This window comes from Priestia sp. P5_B4 (genome assembly GCF_056400385.1).
The window spans coordinates 1-18,458 of the sequence record NZ_JBFULJ010000043.1; the positions used below are offsets into that span (position 1 = coordinate 1).

General features: G+C 37.8%; 16 protein-coding genes. 3 read left to right on the forward strand and 13 right to left on the reverse strand.

Annotated features, from left to right (window positions below):
* On the reverse strand, window positions 1-1,043 hold a 1,043-nt coding region (locus tag AC1DRF_RS07365; RefSeq protein WP_477740507.1), incomplete at its 3' end, for a putative amidoligase domain-containing protein.
* A gap of 245 nt (window positions 1,044-1,288) precedes the next feature.
* On the opposite strand from AC1DRF_RS07365, the gene AC1DRF_RS07370 reads away from it, so the two are divergent.
* The gene (locus AC1DRF_RS07370; protein ID WP_427075685.1) at window positions 1,289-1,963 is read left to right on the forward strand and encodes a hypothetical protein; all 675 of its coding nucleotides are present in this window, start codon (window positions 1,289-1,291) and stop codon (window positions 1,961-1,963) included.
* Between the two features lie 3 nt (window positions 1,964-1,966).
* Here the strand turns inward: AC1DRF_RS07370 and speE are convergent, their stop codons facing one another.
* The gene (speE, locus tag AC1DRF_RS07375) at window positions 1,967-2,854 is read right to left on the reverse strand and encodes a polyamine aminopropyltransferase (RefSeq protein ID WP_043980383.1); all 888 of its coding nucleotides are present in this window, start codon (window positions 2,852-2,854) and stop codon (window positions 1,967-1,969) included.
* 375 nt (window positions 2,855-3,229) lie between these two features.
* On the opposite strand from speE, the gene AC1DRF_RS07380 reads away from it, so the two are divergent.
* Window positions 3,230-4,411 (forward strand): MFS transporter, encoded by a 1,182-nt coding sequence (locus AC1DRF_RS07380; RefSeq protein ID WP_477740508.1) that lies wholly within the window; start codon window positions 3,230-3,232, stop codon window positions 4,409-4,411.
* 49 nt (window positions 4,412-4,460) lie between these two features.
* Here AC1DRF_RS07380 and nasC read toward each other — a convergent pair whose 3' ends face one another.
* Both nasC and nirB read right to left on the reverse strand, forming a co-directional pair.
* A complete protein-coding gene (nasC, locus tag AC1DRF_RS07385; RefSeq protein ID WP_477740509.1) occupies window positions 4,461-6,611 on the reverse strand; it encodes an assimilatory nitrate reductase catalytic subunit NasC in 2,151 nt (716 codons plus the stop codon).
* Between the two features lie 19 nt (window positions 6,612-6,630).
* Complete coding sequence (nirB, locus tag AC1DRF_RS07390; RefSeq protein WP_477740510.1) at window positions 6,631-8,976, reverse strand: nitrite reductase large subunit NirB; 2,346 nt, start codon at window positions 8,974-8,976, stop codon at window positions 6,631-6,633.
* Between the two features lie 337 nt (window positions 8,977-9,313).
* Here nirB and AC1DRF_RS07395 point away from each other — a divergent pair, with 337 nt between their 5' ends.
* Complete coding sequence (locus tag AC1DRF_RS07395) at window positions 9,314-9,748, forward strand: hypothetical protein (RefSeq protein ID WP_016763097.1); 435 nt, start codon at window positions 9,314-9,316, stop codon at window positions 9,746-9,748.
* Window positions 9,749-9,803: 55 nt separating this feature from the next.
* Here AC1DRF_RS07395 and lrgB read toward each other — a convergent pair whose 3' ends face one another.
* From lrgB to AC1DRF_RS07440, 9 genes are all read right to left on the reverse strand, one after another.
* On the reverse strand, window positions 9,804-10,484 hold the full coding sequence (gene lrgB, locus AC1DRF_RS07400) for an antiholin-like protein LrgB (protein WP_025749840.1): 681 nt from the start codon (window positions 10,482-10,484) through the stop codon (window positions 9,804-9,806).
* Between the two features lie 33 nt (window positions 10,485-10,517).
* Window positions 10,518-10,952: an antiholin-like murein hydrolase modulator LrgA gene (lrgA, locus tag AC1DRF_RS07405; RefSeq protein WP_028412310.1), complete on the reverse strand. Its 435-nt coding sequence runs from the start codon at window positions 10,950-10,952 to the stop codon at window positions 10,518-10,520.
* 162 nt (window positions 10,953-11,114) lie between these two features.
* Window positions 11,115-11,855 (reverse strand): LytR/AlgR family response regulator transcription factor, encoded by a 741-nt coding sequence (locus tag AC1DRF_RS07410; protein WP_427075688.1) that lies wholly within the window; start codon window positions 11,853-11,855, stop codon window positions 11,115-11,117.
* 1 nt (window position 11,856) lies between these two features.
* Window positions 11,857-13,608, reverse strand: a complete 1,752-nt coding sequence (locus tag AC1DRF_RS07415; RefSeq protein ID WP_102814011.1) for a sensor histidine kinase — start codon at window positions 13,606-13,608, stop codon at window positions 11,857-11,859.
* A 121-nt stretch (window positions 13,609-13,729) separates the two neighbouring features.
* The gene (locus AC1DRF_RS07420) at window positions 13,730-15,058 is read right to left on the reverse strand and encodes a 6-phospho-beta-glucosidase (protein ID WP_477740511.1); all 1,329 of its coding nucleotides are present in this window, start codon (window positions 15,056-15,058) and stop codon (window positions 13,730-13,732) included.
* A complete protein-coding gene (locus tag AC1DRF_RS07425; RefSeq protein ID WP_477740512.1) occupies window positions 15,055-15,384 on the reverse strand; it encodes a PTS lactose/cellobiose transporter subunit IIA in 330 nt (109 codons plus the stop codon). The genes AC1DRF_RS07420 and AC1DRF_RS07425 overlap by 4 nt, the downstream gene beginning before the upstream one ends.
* A 13-nt stretch (window positions 15,385-15,397) precedes the next feature.
* Window positions 15,398-16,756: a PTS cellobiose transporter subunit IIC gene (gene celB / locus AC1DRF_RS07430; protein WP_427075691.1), complete on the reverse strand. Its 1,359-nt coding sequence runs from the start codon at window positions 16,754-16,756 to the stop codon at window positions 15,398-15,400.
* 13 nt (window positions 16,757-16,769) lie between these two features.
* Window positions 16,770-17,075, reverse strand: a complete 306-nt coding sequence (locus tag AC1DRF_RS07435; protein ID WP_013055477.1) for a PTS sugar transporter subunit IIB — start codon at window positions 17,073-17,075, stop codon at window positions 16,770-16,772.
* A 161-nt stretch (window positions 17,076-17,236) separates the two neighbouring features.
* Window positions 17,237-18,458, reverse strand: a 1,222-nt coding sequence (locus AC1DRF_RS07440) for a BglG family transcription antiterminator (RefSeq protein WP_477740513.1), incomplete at its 5' end; no start/stop codon positions are given.

The window sequence follows — 18,458 nt, forward strand, 5'->3', positions numbered from 1 at the left end:
AAAGTGGAGAGAGTAATTCTAGGGTCGATAATCCAAGAGCTTAAAGTTAAATACTCAAATCCATACGGTTTCTCACGATAGCGTCCAAGACCTCCATGGTTCGTTTTCCGTCTGAGTTTAGCGGTCTTAGATTCTTCTATCAGCGCTATTGGAATAGCAAGGTAGTGGTCAAGAGCTCTTAATAAGGATAAAGAAAGCGGAATGCCAAAATGAATATGTCCTCCACATTGATACCCTGAAAACGGCATGCTGCCTGCCCGAAAATGAATATTTTCATATGGTACCTGTGCAGATGCTTTTTCTATTAACTTTTGGATGTTCTCAAATAGTTCTGTTGATGAATTCGCTTTTTCAGGCCTAACTTCTACTAATGCATACTCACCGCTATCTTGCTCTATTTGTCTTTCATCACAGCCTACCGGACCTTCAACAGAAAAAAAAGTAGAAGCTGGTAGAAGCTCTCCGTCACAACTTAACATAAACTCAACGTCAGCACCCATGCTAAAAGGAACACTAGGCTTTAATGGATTTTCTATCCATTCACTTTCTGATGAGTTAATATCTGTGACGATGCACTCTCCATTTTCTAATAACCCCATTTTGACAAAGCCGCTTTTAACTCCCGTTACGTAGAGCGCTCGAATGGCTACGTTCATCAGCATTTCCGGTACATCCATGCCGTGTACCTGTTCTAATTTCCAGCCGAAGGCTTGCGTTCGAATGGGTATTTCATTAAATACAACATGTTCACTGGTCATTACTTGTACTGTTTTTACGCTCAGTCCTTCTACTTCTAGACAATATTCTTTGTCTATGGCATATATTTTCGTAAAATAATCATACCCTTCATATATTGCTTGGTCCTTTGTATTTACGATAACAATATCTCTTCCGCTATGGTGACCATACTTTCTCCCTATCACTGGATATGAACAGGTTTTGGGGTCAACTAATTCAACAGACGGTATATTATTCAGATTAAGAGTTTGCAACGTCATTTCTTTATCAGATAATATCCCTAACTCTTCTCTCATTGGATCCATTTTAAAGCCTCCTAATTAGAACTTTCTATCGTATTTTGCTACTTTAATGCCCTATAACAATAATCAGCTACTCATATAGTATGTAACTAGACAAAATAATCCTGTACACTTATCTATTTATTTCCACCATCTCTAAAAACTTTTTATGTATGTATTTAACACGTGTAATAATTCACCGATTTTATTTTTACTGCATTTATTATAGAAAGGATAGATTTCAAACGATATAAAAGGAGAAATAGTCAATGACATTAAAATTCATTCATGGAAACTACTTAAAATACAACAAAGGAACTGGTTTTATAAGCTGTCATGTGGATGCACTTCATGCAGAACCACCTGCTGCTGATTTATTTACGGATAAAGTTGTAGAAAATTTAGTCAAGAAAACAGGATGTGCAGGAATCGTTAGTACGGTTTCCAGAACCATAGCAGATTTAAATAGAAACCTAAATAAAACAAACCATGAGGGTATACATGAATATAGAAGAACAATCCAAGAAATTGTTAAATCTTTAAAGATAGTAGATAGTAATAATTGCCTTTTAACACCCTATTTGCATTTATCTTTTCATGGAATGAAGGATACACATTACGGGCCTCATGCAATTGAAGTGGGGACTTTATATGGACAATCTTGCTCAAAGGAAGTTAAAGATTGGTTTCAACAGGCGCTGACTAAAAAATCTGAAGATTCGTTCCCGAAAATCCATGTAATATTTGATAATAAATTTGTTGGAAACGAATCAATTGCCTTTCACAGACAAGGTGACAATAGCGGCTATCTAGGTTACAGTCATAATTTTAATACGTTTCAAATTGAATTATCCCGGACTCTGCGCAGCAAACACAGAACTACTATAACAAAGATATTTTCCGAGATTATTGATGACTTTCAACAAACATTCGTCGCTACTTAGTTTTTAGGAATCTTTTCCGTCTACTATTTCTTTTATATATTTAGGTAAAACAAATGATGCATGGAAAATTTCAGGATCAATATATTGAGTATCTGTATGCTGTAGCTTCGTCAAATCGGCCTGAAGAGGATCCATTTTTTTAGAGGCAATCGTAAAACTCCAAATGCCGCAAGGGAAAAGAGGTATCGTCACTAAATATGTGCGGACAATTGGAAATAGCTCCTTTAAATTTTTAATTGTGCCTTGTAATGTAGAAGTATTGTAGTAAGGAGATCCCGATTGAAAAACAACCACGCCGTCATCCTTAAGGCTGTTGTAGACATATTGATAAAAATCAGGTTGAAATAGTTTTTTTCCCGGTCCAACAGGGTCAGGCCGATCAATTATGAGAACATCGTAAACTCCCTTTTGTTCTTGAATCCAATCTATTCCATCGCGATGTATCATATTGAGCCTTGTTTCACCATCATAACAAGAAGCCGGAGTTAGCCACGTACGGCAGATTTCTGTAACTTTTGGATCGATTTCGACTACATCAATTTGTTGAATTCCGGCATACTTCATGGCCTCCCGTGCAGGACCACAGTCTCCTCCGCCAATCATCGCAACTTTTTTGGGATTTGAATGCGTTATAATTGGCACATGGCTAATCATTTCATTATAAATAAACCCTTCTCCTGTTGAAATTTGTGGAGTACCATCTAGCACCAACATTTTCCCATACCATTTTGTATCCACAATACTGATTTGTTGATAGGAAGATTGCTCATAGTGAAGCAGACTTTTTACTTTATACCCCATTTTCACTCTAGCCTGTCCAACGTAACTCCATATCCAGAGAACCCCATTATCATCCTTTTTATAACCTGAAAGAGGATGCTTTTCTGTCACTTTTTCCACCTTCTATTTCAAAAATTTGTGTTCTATATAAAATATGAATTATTTTTTATTTCGCTATAATTCGATAGCACAAATTTATAGATGCTTACTCTATTAATCTCTTCTAATTTCAATTTCCCTTCCATTCTTTCGACAATATTTCTACTTACTGTTCTTTCAAAGCTTTTTAACCGTTTCTTCATCAGCACTTAGATAGAGTGTAAGTGTAAGTCTAAGTTATCTATCCACTTTTATCTGGATCCGTTCTTCAGTAAAAGTACGGAAGAAAACCTAACACAGAATGATACATAAGAAAGAAAGCGTAGTATCATAATTACCATATTGCAACAGCTTTACGCTGGATATAAAAAAGGAGGTTTTTAAGTAATGTTTTCTAAACGGCCCTTATCTGTACTTCTTATCTCGACTTTATCTATGATTATTGCTTTTTCAGTATGGTCTGTCTTCGCACCTATCGCTGCAGATATTCAAGTAATGTATTCATTAACCAATGCTGAAAAAAGTATCTTAATTGCCACTCCCGTCTTATTAGGTTCCCTCATGCGAATTCCGATGGGGATTTTAACAGATCGCTTCGGGGGAAGAAAAGTCTATTCTTTGACTATGCTGGCTCTTTTACTCCCTACTATTTGTGCAGGCTTTACTCATTCTTATTCTATGCTGCTCTTTTGGGCATTTTTTATCGGCATGGCTGGAACAACATTTGCTATTTCCATTACATATGTCTCTAAATGGTATTCACCTCAAAAGCAAGGTTTTATTTTGGGAATTGCCGGGATGGGCAACTTAGGATCGGCGGTAGCAAGCTTTAGTATTCCACTTATCTTTTCTTCTTTTGGCTTGCCTTGGATATTTTGGAGTTTAGCAATTGCGGTAGCCTTAATGGCTCTTTTATTATGGATAGGAACTTCAGACCACCCTTCTGCTGCTTCCCCCAAAACGCTGCGGGAATCTTTATCGGTATTAAAATTTAAAGAAACGTGGTTTTTATCCGTTTTCTATTTTTTAACATTTGGTGGATTTGTAACGTTCAGCATCTATCTTCCTACCATTTTGCATGATCAATTTAATGCTTCAACTGTAGACAGTGGGCTGAAAACAGCTGTATTTGTCGTACTAGCAACGTGTGTACGGCCTCTTGGAGGATATTTATCGGATGTCTTCGGAGCAAAAAAAGTACTCACCTTCGTCTTTACCGGAATGCTACTAATAGGGTTATTTATTGCATTTACCATCACTGYCTTCTCCCTATTTAGCGTAGGTTGTTTACTTGCAGCCATTACTCTTGGTATCGGAAATGGAGCTGTTTTTAAAATGGTTCCATCTGTTTCAACAGGAAATATTGGAGCTGTTACCGGGATCGTAGGAGCATTCGGAGGCGTAGGCGGCTTCTTTCCCCCTATTGTGCTAGGCTTTATAAAAGATACAAGCGGAGACTACGTTGTCGGTTTTTCCTTACTAGCGCTTTTTGCCCTATTCTGTCTCTTACTAAATTATTCTGGATTCAAAAACCAAAATGTACGTATTAACCAAAAGCACCTTGCCTGATTCCATGCAAAAAGCCTCTTTTTTCAAGAGGCTTTTTGCATCAGCATTTTTAATAGCTGCTTCTTTTTACAGAAGGGCTAATCTTCACAGCACTTACTTTAAACCCCGGCATCTTACAGGAGGGATCTAATTTCTCAGAAACAAGGTTATTAACATTTTGAGAATCCGCCCAGTGAAAGGGAACAAATACGGTATCTGGCCGAATGCCCTCTGAAAATTTGCTTCTTACCACAATCCTTCCATATGAAGATTCAATTTGTACTAATTCTTGATTCGAAATTTCATATTTTTTCGCTGTTGAAGGGTGGATTTCCATAAAAGATTCGAAATTTCTAGCAGATAAAGACGCACTTTTTCGCGTTTGTACACCCGTTAAATAGTGCGACATCACTCTCCCCGTTGTTAAATAGAGAGGGTATTTTTCCGTTATTTTTGCTTTAGGTACAATAGCTTGATTCGAGACAGGGACCATCATCGCTTTTCCATCACTATGAGCAAAACGCGTTTCAAACAGGCGCTCGGTTCCTTTATCTGTTAAGCTTCTGCATGGCCATAAAATTCCTTTTTCCTCTCGTAATCGTTCGTACGTAATACCAGAGTAATCCGCGATCCCTCCTTTACTTGCTATTCGCAGTTCATTAAATATTTCTTCAGCTGATGCAAACGAAAAATGTTCCTCTTTCCCTAAAACTTTAGCAATTTCACACAGTATTTCCCAGTCGTGTTTGATTTTGCCGCGGCATGGAAAGCTAGCTTCGCGTAATGTAACTCTTCCCTCTACATTTGTCATGGTTCCTTCATCTTCCAAGTAGGAAGATGCTGGTAAAATCAAGTTTGCTAATTTTGCTGTTTCTGATTCAAACATATCTGCTACTACTAGAAAATCAAGCTTTTCAAAAGCCTTCTTAACAAAATTAGCGTTTGGATTTGAAACTGTTGGATTTGAACACATCAAAAACAACCCTTTAATTTCACCGTCATGAATTTTTTCAATCATCTCATATGCAGAAACACCTTTTCTAGGAAGGTCTTTCTCCTCTATGTTCCACACATCCGCTATATACATCCGGTGCTCACGATTTTCGATTGAACGGTAGCCTGGAAGCTGATCCGCTTTTTGACCATGCTCCCGGGCTCCTTGCCCATTTCCTTGACCGGTAATGGCCCCATATCCGCAGCGAGGTTTACCAATTTTCCCAACAGAAAGTAGAATATTTAAAAAATTTCGCACCGCAGCACTTCCGTCTGTTTGCTGCTCTACCCCTCTAGCAGTAAAAATCATTCCCGTTTTTCTTTGACCAAACATACGGGCAGCTTGGTATATCTCTTCAAGTGGCACTCCCGTTATTTCTTCAATGATATTAAATTCTAGAGACGCCACATATTGAATTACTTCTTCAAATCCATTTACACGTTCTTGTAGAAATCGTTCATCTAGATAATTTTCTTCGATAAGGACCTTCAAGATTCCATTGGCTAATGCCGCGTCGCTTCCCGGCTTAAGTTTCAAGTGTAAATCAGCTATTTTAGTTGTAGCGGTTTCTCTTGGATCAATTGCAATAATAAATGCTCCGTTTTCTTTTGCTTTCTCAAAATAAGGCATAATCGTTGGCTGACATTCCGCAATATTTGTTCCAGCTAACATAATACATTCAGTAAACGGAATCTCTTGCAAGCTATTCGTAAATCCTCTGTCCATGCCAAATGTTTTACTAGCAGCAGAAGCAGCAGCCGACATACATAAGCGTCCATTGTAATCAATATACTTTGTTTTTAACGCAACTCGAGCAAATTTCCCTAATAAATAAGCTTCTTCATTTGTAATAGAGGCACTTCCATAAACACCTAGCGCATCTGCTCCATTCTCCTCTTGAATCTCTGTAACGTTTTCTTTAATATAGTGAAGAGCTTCTTTCCAAGAAATCTTTACAAACTCTCCGTTTACTTTTAATAAAGGATATTGAATCCGATCTTTATGCAAAGGATGCTGATGCGCATTCATTCCTTTGATACATAACCTTCCTTGAGAAGTAGGGTTGTCTGTTCCAATTGTTTTATACGTTTTCCTTTTTACATGTGTTTGTTCAACTAACTGCATTTTGCACTGCATGCTGCAGTAAGGACACTGAGTATTATAGATACGCTCGGTTTCAACTTGCTTTTGCTGCTCACGAAAATATTTCAATAGCATCTCAGTCATCGTAGGTCACCCTTCTTTCCTATAATAAATATGTGATTGCACGAGAGCGCTCTGAACTGAGCTGCTTCATTAAATACTCTCGATTGTCTATCTCAAACAAAACTTCTCTGACATGAACAATTCCTACTCGTTCGATCCAGCTCCCGACAGTTTCTAAATAGTTTCCTGTTTCACGGTAATATTGAATCAAAGAACAGCTGATTTCTACTGCTTCTTCGTTCGTTTCGGCCACATAAAACAGCTCCCCGCTTCTGGCTTCTGCGCTGCTTCCGCCGACATATATTTCCCATCCTCTGTCTATTCTTCTTAATCCTATATCACTTGTTGTTACATTCTCTGCAATGTGAGAACACGAAGCAATACTGATTTTGATATCACATGGGGTCTTTACATATTCAAGCTGTTTATCTAATTCATTTGATAAAGCAAGAGCAGGTTCATGCTGACAAATACACGTTCCTTTTCCTATATAAACAGATACATTTTTAACTGTACGTTCATATAGCTGCTGAAGTCCTCTATCTATTTCCTCACTTATCAACGGAAGATATTCTTTTTTCACTCCAATAAGTTGAATGCGCTGATCACTTGTTAAACGAATATTAGAGATGTTGTACCTTTCAGCTACATTTGCTATGTTCCTTAATTCCTGTACATTTGTCAGACCACCGTGAATTTGCGGTACCACTGCATAAGTCCCATCGTGAAGCAAAACGGCCTGTTCATTCTCCGTAGTAAATAAAGAATGTCGATTGTTTTCATAATGAGGATGCATCATATCTAAATAGTAATGAAGACCGCCTTCACATAACGAACAGCCTTTCATGTCTTTAAACTTTAATATTTCTCTTACTTGCTGAACCGTCTCAAATTGATATTGCTGCATTTCTCTTACCAGCTCATCTTCTGATAAATGTGTACATGTACAAAAGGTTTTTTGTTCAATGATTTCATCAAACTCATCGCTTTGAATATATGTTAAAAGATCTGTTACAAGAGGTTTGCATCCTCCGCATGAACCAGAAGCTTTCGTGCAATTTTTTATTTCATCTACTGTCGTTAAATCATTTTTCTGTACTGCTTCAATAATGGCTCCCTTTGTTACACCATTACAGTTGCATACCATACCTGTAAGTGGCATAGAAGCTACTGCATTTTCTTTTGCATGTTGAGAAGGAAATAATTGTACTTTTTCCGCTTGCGACAAATCCTTTTTTTCATTAATCATTTGTGATAGCTTTATAGCCTCACTGGTATCTCCAAAAAGAACAGCTCCCACTATTTTCCCCTCGCGAAAAACGACTTTTTTGTATATACCATCTAACATATTCAAAATCGTAATGGCTTTTGCACCTTGATTTTCCTTGAACTCTCCGACTGAGTAAACGTCTATTCCTGATATTTTTAATTGAGTGGAAAGAACGGACCCGCGATAACCATCGTTTTTTATTTGACAAAGATGTCGCGCTAAGACTTTTCCTTGTTCGTAAAGAGGAGCAACAAGGCCGTATGTCATCCCTCGATGTTCCGCGCATTCACCTACTGCATAGATATCCGGGATGCTCGTTTCTAAATAATCATTTACGATGATTGCTCTATTTGTTTCTATTCCGCTTTTTTTAGCTAGATTAACATTTGGCCTCACTCCTGTAGCCATTACAACTAAATCAGCTGCAATTTTGCTGCTATCGTTAAATCGGACGCCTTCTGCTCGATTTCMCCCTATAATCTCATCCGTATGTTTGTTTAATAGAAAACTCATGCCTTGCTTTTCCAATTCTTCTCTTAACATAGCAGATGCTGCTCTGTCTAACTGTCGCTCCATTAAGAAACCCGAATGATGAATGACTTGAACATCCATTCCCAAATTTAATAGTCCCCTAGCAGCTTCCAGCCCTAACAGACCCCCTCCAATAACCGCTGCTTTTTTATATTGTTTAGAAATTTTAATCATTTCCTGACAGTCTTCGATGGTACGAAAACCGAGGACACCTTCTTTGTCGGACCCTTTAACGGGGAGCATATACGGGCTCGAGCCAGTAGCAAGAATAAGCTTGTCGTACATCGTCTCTCTGTTTTTATCTGTTTTTATTATTTTTCTCTTAGTGTCTATGTGCGTAACGCTTTCTCCGTTAAATAAAGTGATATTATTTTCCTTATACCATGCCAAAGAATGAATATTGATATCTTCAAGCTTTGTACTGCCTTGTAAAACGGTTGATAATAAAATTCGATTATAGTTAACGTGAGGCTCACTTCCAAAAACAGTAATATCAAAACCATCTGGAGAATGAATAAGAATTTCTTCAATACAGCGCATTCCTGCCATTCCATTTCCGATTAATATCAGCTTTTGTTTCGTCATATAAAAACCTCCAACACATAGATTCAGACCGTAAAATATACAGTTTTTATTATTCCATAAACTTCTCTAAAAGAAATGAACCTTGTTATAACTTCTAACATTAAAATCTGTTTAAAGCGTATGAATACGCCGATACCATTCGTTGAAAGCAAGCTTTTATATAGAAGATTAATATGCTTTAAAAAGGGGTAGAAAAAAGGATGCTATGCTTATATCACCTTTCCCTACGCCTTATAAGTAATCTATATAAAATTTTGTTATCTTCTTTTTGTCTACTATTTATTTATTTTGAAATCAATTATGATAAAAGAAAGAGTCTGAATTGGAGGTTTAAAACATGTCAATAACCGTTCACGCCACTCAGTGGATTCATTTTCAAATTAAATTGTATAACCTTCATTCCAAAACGAGATCGCTTAAAGATCAAAAACTAGAATTACCTCTGCCAGAATTCCATCAAAATCTAATCATATTTACATCAGCAGCTCATCATGGCCTTACGTTTGGATATCAAGCCATTCAATGGGATACACCCTATACTTCCTGTCCGATTTACATAGAGCATCAGTCTATTCCATGGTCCACTTTAGAACAACGTTCCCATAAGCACATAACTGAACATATTACAGCTATTTTCTTAGAGACAATGTTTTATAGACAAAGTCAATTCAAACAATGTCAATTTTGTTTTGAATTTATCATTCCTGAGAGTCTTTTTGACCATACAACCTGCCAAAACTGCGCATCACGACATTTTGGAGTGGTGTATTAATTAACAAACAAAAGCCTGAAGGAGTCAGAAAATTTCTGACTCCTTCAGGCTTTTGTTACATGACTAACTGAACAAAAAGTGGAATAACGGCAACTGTGACGACGCCTACAATAACAACTGCAATACTTGCCATGGCTGCCTCTACTTCTCCCATTTCAATTCCCACGGCTACTCCCAGCGCATGTCCAGAAGTTCCAAGAGCTAATCCTTTTGAAATTGGATTCTTCACCTTGAATATTTTTAAAAATAAAGCGCCCAGCGCATATACGATGACTGCGTTAAAAATAACAGCAAAGGAAGTAATAGCAGGAATCCCTCCAATATCTTGAGACAATGGGAGCGCAATCGCTGTTGTAGCTGCTTGCGGAAGCATTGATTTCATCACAACTTCATCCATATGAATACCTTTAGCAATCGCAAAAATAATCGCTACCGAACAAACTGACCCTACTGCAATAGAAGAAAGAATTTGCCACCAGTACTTTTTTAATTTATCGGCTTGCTTATATAAAGGGATGGCAAAAGCAATTGTTGCCGGTTCTAAAAAGAAGCTGATAATCTTCCCGCCGCTGCTATATTCCTCATAAGAAAAATGACCAATTTTCAAAAAAGCAATTCCTAGTACCATTGCCACAAATAAAGGAGTAAATAAGAAAAAACCTTTTGACTTTTTAAATAAATACGTTCCAATGCCGTACGCAGCTAAAGAAACCACGATTCCAAAATACGGATTCATCTTTCCAACCACCTTGTCTCTTTATAATTGATGTTAAGCAATACCTTGTTTTTTCGTTTTTTCACTCATATCTACATCTTTTATTTCTTCTTTTGCTTTATTATCTTTTGTCATGCCAAGTATAAGCTGTGAAAATAAGCCTGTAACGCCTAACAAAATAATCGTTGCCACGATGATAACTAAACAAATTTGAATGCCGTACTGCTGCATAACACCTAATGAATTCATAACAGAAATACCTGCTGGTACAAATAAAAATCCGATCAAAGAAGTTAAAGCCGTTCCCAGTGATTCAACTTGCTCTAGTTTAATAATCTTCAAGCAGAGTGCAAGAAATAACAGCACAAGTCCAATGACTGAAGCAGGCATTGGAAAAGGCAAATGCTCTGCAATAAAATCTGAAATCAACATAATTACGGAAAAAATAAATGCTTGTGTTAAGAAGCCATACACTTTTTTAGCACTCATTTCTTTCACCTCTCTCTGTTTGTTGACTTCATTATATAAAATGAAAATCAATAGGAAAGCGTTTTCAAATCAAAGAGTCAAATATTTGTGCTCACTTACAAAAATCGAGCCTTGAAATGCAAAAAACAGCTTGCCAAAATGCATACGCAAGCTGTTTTTTTCTTAAATCCCTAAACGTTTCTTTAATTCTTTAGCATATGTACGGCTGACAGGAACTCGCTCATCGTTTTTCATTACTAAATTATACGTAGAATTAAACCAAGGCTGTACTTCGGAAATATGATCTACGTTGACGATATATCCCCTGTGCACACGACTAAACGACTGAGAATGGAGCTTTTTTTCTAGCATAGCAAGCGTATCAGCAGTATGGTAGGATTCTGTTATAGTCTGAATGGTGACTTCTCCTTCTATTAACCCTACAAACAAGATGTCCTTTATATTCACCAACACAATCGAATCGTCTACAGAAATCGCTAACTTTCCAGTTTGAGAAGAAGACTCTCCTATCGATTCTTCTTCTTTCACAGCGGAATGAGGAACACGCATTTTTTTATATTTATGAATGGCCTGCACCACTCTTTCTTCGTCAAAAGGCTTCAAAATGTAATCAATTGCATCTACTTCAAAGGCTTGTAAAGCGTACTGATCGTACGCGGTTGCAAATATAATAGCTGGCGGATTTTTCATTTTTTTAAGCCTTTTAGCAATATCAAAACCGCTGTCATCTGACAGTTGTATATCTAAAAATAATAAATCCGGCTTTTCATCCATCATTTTATCCAACGCCTCTTCGATACTTTCAGCTTCTTCAATGAAGTCTACTTCTTTCGTTCGATGTAATAAATATTTTAATTCATCTCGCGCTAACATTTCATCATCTACTATTAGTACTCGCAGCATATTATACACCCTCGCTTTTTAATTCAATTGGTATAACAAACGAAACCGCTGTTCCTTCTGTTATGTCAAACTCTAGCGTTGTTTCTTTTCCAAATAATCCGTGCAAACGTTGTTTAATATTGTAAAGAGCCGTCCCCGTTCCTTTTTCTGAAAAAACGGGCTGATTGCCAAGCTTTTGCAATCGTTTTGTGTCTATACCTTGTCCATTGTCTTTTACCTTTACGTATACATATTTATCTTTTGTCTCAATATGAACTTCTACGCGACAGTGCTTTTGTTTACGCGGAAAGGCGTGCCGAATGGCATTTTCCACAAGCACTTGAAGAATAAATGGCGGAAGCAAGACATCATCCAGCCCTTCTTCAATATACATGTCAATTTCGTATTTATTAGGGAACCTGGCTTGTTCAAGCGATAAGTACGCGTGGACATGATCAAGCTCTTTTGATAACGGAATCAACAGCTGCCTTGCACCTTGCAAATTGGAACGAAAATAAATGCTTAGCTGCAAAAGCAGCTTTCTGGCTTTTTCTACGTCCTGTCTGCACAGCGCCGATATCGTATTAATGGCATTAAATAAAAAATGAGGATTCACCTGAGCCTGTAAAGCTTTAATCTCCGCATCTTTTAGCAATTTACTTCGAAGCTCTGCTTCGCCGAGCTCTAGCTGAGTTGAAAAAAGTTTAGCTAATCCTTCTGCCAGCTCTTCCTCCACTCGGCTTAACCCGCTCGCATCTTTAAAGTACATTTTTAGTGTTCCAATGGTAGTACCGTGAGAAGTAAGCGGCATCACAATAGCGGCATGAAGCGGGCAGTCTTTATGCTGACAATCAATTTGTTCTCTCGATTTTGCTTTCATAATTTTTCCTGTCTTCAGCACTTCGTGAGACAGCCCGGTAATTAAACTATGCGAAGGAACGTGATGATCAATTCCTTCCCCTACATGAGCTAAAATTTTGTGCGTATCAGTTAGCGAAACAGCATCCGTACCTGTGAAGCGATGAATAATATTTGCAACATTTTCACATGATTCACTAGTAAGACCCTGACGAAAATGTGGAAGAGTTTGATCCGCGATTAATAATACTTTGTGTGTCTGGAGCGCTCTCATTTGTTCCTCTTGCCGTAAAATGGACTGAATAATAGATAAGAAAATATAGCTTCCCGTGCCATTTACAATAATCATTGGAATAGCAATAATACTCACTAGCGTCCATGCCGAATCAAACGGTTTAGCAAATAATAAAATAATCAGCATCTGAAGCGTTTCCATCGCTATGCCTACAAGCGCAGCAAAGCGCGGTGTAATCGTTCGATGTTTTTTCCGGTAGGCATAGCCGATATATCCAGTTAACACCCCTGCTAAAACGGATGAAACTGCACAGCTAAACGCCGTACTCCCTCCTAACATAAAGCGATGAACGCCAGCAAGTAGTCCTACTCCTAAACCAACAAATGGACCGCCAAGCAGACCACCCATTTCTACACCCATAATTCGTGTATTTGCAATCGAGCTTGATGGATCTACTTTTAATAATAAGTCTTCATTTCGAATAATTGTTCCTTGAATTTCGATTCCCGTGTAGTTACTAATAATGCTAAAAAGAGAAAAAATAAAAATAAGTACAGCTTTTCCTTTATATCCTTGCTGTTTGCGGAGAAATTGCCGAAAAACTTTTGTATGTGCTAGCAAAAAACCTAAGATGACAATAACTCCGACTCGTTCTACCATCATAATTAATAAATGAATCATTTCTAGCCACCCTTTGTTGTCCGTTTCTATTTTATATTGTTACATTGATGGTGGCAGAAATCTAGCTTTACAAATAGAAAAAAAGCTGTGCGAATACGTACTGTATTCGCACAGCTTTTTTTTAAGCTTGAACCGTTTTAAAAAATTGAGGCAAGTAATCTTTATGAGCTTCTAGCATCTCGTCTACAATTTGCTTAGCTAGTTTATCAGAAGCCACAAGAGGATTAATGGTTAATGCTAAAATAGCTTTATCATAATCTCCGGTCACTGCTGCTTCAGCTGCAATACGCTCAAATGACTTAATTGTTTGAACAAGACCTCTGACAGGTACAGGAAGGTCGCCGACTGAAATTGGCTTCGGTCCATCTTTTGTAATGATACAGCTTACTTCTACGGCAGAATCAGCAGGAATGCTTGCTATGGCACCATTATTGATAGTATTTACGGGCTGAATATCACCTTTATCCGTGTAAATGGATGTAATCAATCGAACGGCTGCATCACTATAATAGGCTCCGCCGCGCTGTTCTAATTGAGGCGGTTTAATATCTAGATTAGGATCTTTATACAGTTCGAACAGCTCTTTTTCCAACTGTTTTACGACTTCTGCTCTCGTTTCACCTTTTTCATAATTAACGAGCTCTTTTTCTACCATTTCACGCGTTTTATAATAGTACATGTGATATGGACACGTTAACGCATTTAGGGCTTTTGTAAATTCTGGTTCCCATCCAAGTCCCGCTACATTTTTCACAAAGCTGCTGTTAGTTGGATCACTCAATAAATCAATAACTTGATCTTTAACGCTTACACCATCTACATATACATCTAATCCATAGACCATGTGATTTAAACCAGCAAAATCAATTCGAATGCGAGAGTGATCTACATCAAGCAGCTTAGCAATCCCTATTTCCATTCCGATTGGTACATTACAAAGTCCTATAATCTTTTTAATGTTACTATAGCGGAGCACAGCTTCTGTTACCATGCCTGCAGGATTTGTGAAGTTAATCAGCCAAGCTTCTGGACATAACTCTTCAATGTCACGGCAGATATCTAAAATAACGGGAATCGTGCGAAGTCCTTTAAATAATCCGCCCGGTCCATTTGTTTCTTGACCAAGCACCCCGTATTTTAGCGGTATTCTTTCATCTTTCGCTCGTGCATCTAACAAACCAACTCGGAATTGAGTCGTTACGAAATCTGCATCTTTTAGTGCTTCTCTTCGATCTAACGTTAAATGAACATTAATTGGCAAACCTGATTTTTTCACCATTCGTTTTGCCAAATTACCAACAATCTCTAGCTTTTCTTTTCCTTCTTCAACGTCTACTAGCCACAGTTCTCGAACTGGAAGTTCATCGTATCGTTTAATAAATCCTTCTATTAGCTCAGGCGTATAGCTTGAACCTCCGCCAACCGTTACAATCTTAATACCTTTTTTCATAGTGTAATCCCCCCAGAAATTTTGATTGCTTCATATAAATCTACAAATTCAGTAGCCATTTCTTTTACCGTCATCRCATTCATTAAATGATCTTGAGCATGAATCATGAGCAGAGAAATTTCTGTGCTTTCCCCTCTAATTTCACCTTGAATTAACGACGTTTGGATATGATGAGCAGCATTTAATTCTTCTGCAGCTTGTGTAAGCTTTTCACGTGCTTCTGAAAAATTTCCGCTTTTGGCAGCTGCTATCGCTTCCATTGCTGAACTTCTGCCGTTTCCACCGTGTAAGATTAATTTAAAAATATATTCTTGAATGCCTTCCATCCTTTATCCCTCCTCACACAATATCTTTCTTTGTATCACTTGGTACCCCTTCAGCTGCAGGCTGTATACCATTTTCTTCAGTGAATTTTTGTTTATCCCACATTCTAAAGAAAGGATAATAAATGCAAACAGAGATTCCGATATTAATAGCTTGCATAACTGCACCCGATAATTTCCCTCCTGTTGCCAAATAGCCAGAAATAATCGGAGGCATAGTCCAAGGAACCGCAATACCTGCTGGTTTTGCTACCAGTCCTGTCGACATCGCAATATAGGTTGCTACTACCGTCACAAGAGGGGTGATAATAAACGGAATAAGCATCATTGGATTCATCACCATCGGAAGTCCAAAGATGATCGGCTCATTGATATTAAAAAGAGCTGGTCCTATTCCTAACTTACCAAGCTGCTTCATTTGTTGACTGCGTGCTTTTAAAATCATAGCTACAACTAGAGCTAACGTTGCTCCGCTGCCTCCGATATTAATCCAAATATCAAAGAACTGCTGTGTAAAAATATTTGGTAATGCTTCATGATTAGCAAATGCAATTCGGTTTTCATCCATAGCTCCATACCAAATAGGAGCCATAATTCCACCGACAATATTCGCTCCATGAAGTCCACATGACCACATGAGCATAATAACAAGTTCGGCAACTAGCGTACCGCCTAAACTGCCGCCTAACACACCTAAAGGCTTTCCAAGCAATTCTCCAACGATATTATGCAGACTTCCAAAATGCGTTTGTTCTACTAACAAACGTAAAATCCAAATAAATGCTATTACCGTAAAGCCAGGAATAAGAGCAGCAAACGATTTTCCAACAGCGGGAGGAACTCCATCAGGCATCTTGATGATAATGTCTTTTTGAATAAACCATCTGTAAATTTCCGTAGAGAGAATCGCGACAATCATTGCTACAAAGAGTCCTTTACTTCCCATTAAAGTGGTTGGAATTCCGCCGTCTACTAAAATAGCTTCTTTGGCTCCACTTGGGAGAAAGGACACTTTATACGGAGTAGCAAGTAAAAAAGCAGCAAGTGAAATAGCCCCTGCGGACAAAGCATCTACTCCGTATTTTTCAGCTAACCGATAGGCTATTCCGAAACAAGCAAGCAGCGCCATAATATCGAATGTAGCTCCAACTGGATAGGCCATTTTCGTTGCCCATTCTTTTCCGAAAATCCCTGCCATAAAGTCGTTATAACCTGGTATCGGTAAATTCGACAGTATTAAAAATACTGAACCGATAATAATGAGCGGCATTGTCAGAACAATACCGTCTCGAAGTGCTTGTAAATGGCGTTGACCCGCCATTTTTCCAGCGATAGGCATTACTTTGCTTTCAAGCATACTATTAAATTTGCTCATGTAGTCCACACTCCTATTTTGAAACTAGTTGAACTGCAAATTTTAACACTTGTTCTCCATTACACGTTCCGTAGTGAACAGGATTTATAACGTCAACTGGCACTCCTTTTTCTTCACCTAGCTTCTTAAGCTGCGGCAATAGGTAACGCACTTGAGGTCCTAATAAAAGTACATCCGCTTGATCAATATGGTTGCGAACAGAGTCACCAGGAACCGCCCAAATTTTATACTCCGTGCTTTGCTCCTGAGCGCTTTTTTCCATTTTTGTTACTAGTAAACTTGTAGACATTCCAGCTGCACAACATAATAGAATATTCATTTGTCATTCCCCCGTTTTTTATTTTGCTATCTGTTTTGTTGATAGTTTTATCTTAAAATAAAAGCGCTTACATTTATACACAACCTTTTTCCGTTACTAGCGGAAAAATTATGTTTGAACATTCAGATAAAAAAAGAAGCCCCTCTCTTAGACTTCTTTTTTTATCTAATATTTTTCATAAACACCTCTATAAATTCCTCATAATCCTTGCACTTTACTAAGCGCTGCACGACCTGCTTATCATCCACAACGCGGACTAACAAACTGTACATCTTTTGCAAATCGCCTTGATTATTCGCTTTTACACTTAAAAGGCAAATAAATTGTACGAGGTTTCCTTCCCACATAATCGGTTTTTTTAACGTGCAAATGGCCCAAAACGTCGTATCCGTTTGAGGAACCATAGGATGAGGAATCGCAACAAGGTTGCCAAAACTTGTTGGTGATGCAGCTTCTCTTTCAAAAACAGATTCTATAAATTGAGAAGGAACTAGTCCTAGATGAGTTAATTTCTCTCCTAAAAAATGAAGCACTTCTTCTCTCGTTTGAAATTCTTGCTGTAAATATACTAATTCTTTTTTTGTGTATTCTAAGGAAGGCTGCTGTTTGTTCTTCATTAAACAATCAATTTTTTTAAAATCACTGTTTCCTAGAATCGTACTTACTTGTACTACAGGAACAGGAAGATGATCTGGAATTGGAATGGTACTAACAATAAAATCTAAAGAGTGCAGCGACATTTGGTGAAGCTTATAATACTGCGTTGTTCCTAAAATAGTCAGATTTAATCCAAAAGTAGCCTGCAGCTTATATGATAATAGCTTGGCACTCCCTACTCCCGATGCGCATACAATCAAACAGCGCTTAGGCTGATTGATAATTTTCCGACGTTCAATGGCCCCTCCAATATGTAAAGCTAAATAGCCAATTTCCGTTTCATGCATGTCGATTTCAAGGCGATTTTTCAAAACCTTCCCAGCTATAATCCCAGCTTCAAAAGCCAGAGGGTAATGACTCTTAATTCCTTCAAGCATCGGGTTTCGCAGATTCATTCCATATTTATAGCGATTGATAGCCGGTTTCAAATGCAAGCTCATGCCAAGGATCAGCTCTGAATCTTCACTAATTCCTAAATGAAGCTCTTTCTCAATTGCTTCTAATATAGCTGCTGTTAATTCATAGATATTTGTGTCAATAAACTGCTTCACTTCTTTTTCTTCATGATTGCTATTGTTGAGCATTTTTGTACCTAACAAATGAATGGCGATATATGCCGTTTCTGACTTCGGAAAACGAATCTTGAATGCATTTTCAATCTCCCGCACAATTTCAGCTGCCACTTCATATTCTTTATGTTCCATAATCTCAAGCAGATCTTCTGAA

Excerpts from the sequence above, each read along its gene's own strand:
- AC1DRF_RS07410 (WP_427075688.1), bottom strand. The coding sequence starts at position 11,855 with ATGCTGCGAGTACTAATAGTAGATGATGAAATGTTAGCGCGAGATGAA.
- AC1DRF_RS07415 (WP_102814011.1), bottom strand. The coding sequence starts at position 13,608 with ATGATTCATTTATTAATTATGATGGTAGAACGAGTCGGAGTTATTGTC.
- AC1DRF_RS07435 (WP_013055477.1), bottom strand. The coding sequence starts at position 17,075 with ATGAATATTCTATTATGTTGTGCAGCTGGAATGTCTACAAGTTTACTA.
- celB (WP_427075691.1), bottom strand. The coding sequence starts at position 16,756 with ATGAGCAAATTTAATAGTATGCTTGAAAGCAAAGTAATGCCTATCGCT.
- lrgB (WP_025749840.1), bottom strand. The coding sequence starts at position 10,484 with ATGAATCCGTATTTTGGAATCGTGGTTTCTTTAGCTGCGTACGGCATT.
- AC1DRF_RS07370 (WP_427075685.1), top strand. The coding sequence starts at position 1,289 with ATGACATTAAAATTCATTCATGGAAACTACTTAAAATACAACAAAGGA.
- nasC (WP_477740509.1), bottom strand. The coding sequence starts at position 6,611 with ATGACTGAGATGCTATTGAAATATTTTCGTGAGCAGCAAAAGCAAGTT.
- lrgA (WP_028412310.1), bottom strand. The coding sequence starts at position 10,952 with ATGAGTGCTAAAAAAGTGTATGGCTTCTTAACACAAGCATTTATTTTT.
- AC1DRF_RS07420 (WP_477740511.1), bottom strand. The coding sequence starts at position 15,058 with ATGAAAAAAGGTATTAAGATTGTAACGGTTGGCGGAGGTTCAAGCTAT.
- AC1DRF_RS07395 (WP_016763097.1), top strand. The coding sequence starts at position 9,314 with ATGTCAATAACCGTTCACGCCACTCAGTGGATTCATTTTCAAATTAAA.